The organism is Bradyrhizobium sp. (assembly GCF_049581145.1).
In the GTDB taxonomy this organism is placed as follows: domain Bacteria; phylum Pseudomonadota; class Alphaproteobacteria; order Rhizobiales; family Xanthobacteraceae; genus Bradyrhizobium.
In genome coordinates, this window is sequence record NZ_JBAURI010001130.1 from 1 (window position 1) to 2,043 (window position 2,043).

Consider the following 2,043-nt stretch of genomic DNA (forward strand, 5'->3'; position numbering starts at 1 on the left):
GCTCGAGGTCGAAGATCGAGCGGCCGTGGCAGGTCACGATCTTGCCGGCGAACACGAAGCGGCCGGCATAGATCTCGGCGGCGCGGGTGGCGTCGGCGGTGCGCAGGTCATGCGGCGCGATGATGACGCGATCAGCGCGGCCGGGCCAGATCCGCGACAATGCCACCGAGCCGCCGCTGACGCGCGCCACCATGTTCCGCGCGAAGCGGCCCATGATCAGCGTCGAAATGCGTCTGCGTTGAGCGACCGACACAACTTGCCTTTGTCAGGGAGGGATATTCTGCCAAGTCCTTTTAATCTCGAAAAGCGGCGCTGGCACCCTCTTGAATGGGCGCACCTCGCACGGTCGGTAGAAAATCCAGTGCAAAATCAGAGGGATTTAGCCAGCCTGGCGGCATAAAATCCGTCCAGGCCGCCGAGCCTGGGGTCAGCGTGGGGCAAATGACAGGGCAGGGTGCGCAAATCGCCCTCGGGCGTGAGCAGCTCGGCCAGGCTCGCCACCTCGGCGGCCTCGATCGGAACCCGGCGCAGGCCGGACTCGGCGGCAAGCAGCGCGGCAACCGCCTCGCCGCCCTCTTCCGGCTCCAGCGAGCAGGTGCAATAGACCAGCGTTCCGCCCGGCTTCAGAAGGCTGGTCGCCTTTTGCAGCAGCCGCTTCTGCAGCGCGGTCAGCGCCGCGATATCGGCTTCCTGCCGGAGCCAGGCGATATCGGGGTGGCGGCGCATGGTGCCGGTGGAGGTGCAGGGCGCATCCACCAGAATACCATCGATTGGAACATTGCCCCCCGGCCATTCCACGGCGTCCGCGACCACGGTCTCGGCCTGCAGGGCAAGCCTGGCGAGATTGTCGCGCAGCCGGGTCATGCGGGCGGGCGAACGGTCGACCGCGATGACGTGCGCCCCCGCAAGCGCGAGCTGGGTGGTCTTGCCGCCGGGCGCGGCACAGAGATCGACGATGGTCTTGCCCGTGACGTCGCCGAACAACCGCGCCGGCAGCGCCGCCGCGGCGTCCTGCACCCACCACGCGCCTTCGGCAAATCCCGGCAGCATCGTCACCGAGCCCTGCAGCAGGGTGCGGACGGTGCCGGTCGGCAGCATTTCGCCGTGCAGCCGGCTCGCCCATTGCTCGGCGTCGGCCTTGGCGGTGATGTCGAGCGAGGGCTCGTTGCCGATCGCAAGTGCCATCGCTCTCGCGGTGGCCTCGCCGTAGTGGACGATCCAGCGGTTCAGCAGCCAGGGCGGCGTGTCGAGGGTCTGCGACGTCACTTCCTCGACCAGGGCCGCGCCCTCGCGCGCGCAGCGGCGCAGCACCGCATTAACGAGGCCGGCATAGCGCGCGGCGCGCCGGTCCGACTGGACCAGCCGCACCGACAGATCGACGGCGGCGTGATCGGGCACGTCCATCCAAAGGATTTGTGCGGCGCCGATCAAAAGCGCGCTCTGCGCGCGCGGCGCATCGGTCGGAACGCCGCGGTCCAGCAGTCGTGACAGCACATGACCGAGCGTGCCGAGCCGGCGCAGGATGGTGGCGACCAGACGGCGCATCAAGGCGCGATCGCGATCGGCGAGCCGCTTGACGCCGGGATGGGCGCCGGCGCCGTCGAGCTGATCGTCGAGCGTGCGATGCTTGTGCAGGACCCCGTCAAGGATGTCCGCCGCAATCCGCCGCGCCGCGAGACCGGGCACTTCGGAGGGACTTGCGAATCTTTGAGCAGGCATGCTGGGAGGTTACCCGGAAGGGAGGCAGTTCCGCGAGGGGCCGACGCATGCCATTGAAGTCAAAGCAGTTCTGCCATGCGAATATGCCAAATATAAGAATCGGACTGGCGTTTTCACCGTGCCGCACAATGTGTGGATGGCAGCGAGAGACCTCAATGGCCGAGCGGCCACGAGATGCTGGAATTTAGCCAGCAGCGAATTGGCCAAACCAACTGGGAACTTGGCAATGGATGATGATTCGTCACGATCCGAGGCTGACACATCGGCTGATGTGCGCAAGCCACTCACGCCGGCGGCGCAGCGCGCGCTTGCGGAGGCCGAGGC

The 2,043-nt window shown here is 67.2% G+C and carries 1 protein-coding gene and 1 pseudogene; both read right to left on the reverse strand.

The window, feature by feature from the left end:
- Window positions 1-214, reverse strand: a pseudogene (locus WCB02_RS36190) (heparinase); the annotation flags it as partial.
- Window positions 215-369: 155 nt separating this feature from the next.
- Window positions 370-1,719: an RsmB/NOP family class I SAM-dependent RNA methyltransferase gene (locus tag WCB02_RS36195; RefSeq protein WP_423966396.1), complete on the reverse strand. Its 1,350-nt coding sequence runs from the start codon at window positions 1,717-1,719 to the stop codon at window positions 370-372.
- Between the last annotated feature and the right edge of the window lie 324 nt (window positions 1,720-2,043).

Coding starts and splice junctions, on each gene's coding strand:
- WCB02_RS36195 (WP_423966396.1), bottom strand. CDS start 1,719: ATGCCTGCTCAAAGATTCGCAAGTCCCTCCGAAGTGCCCGGTCTCGCG.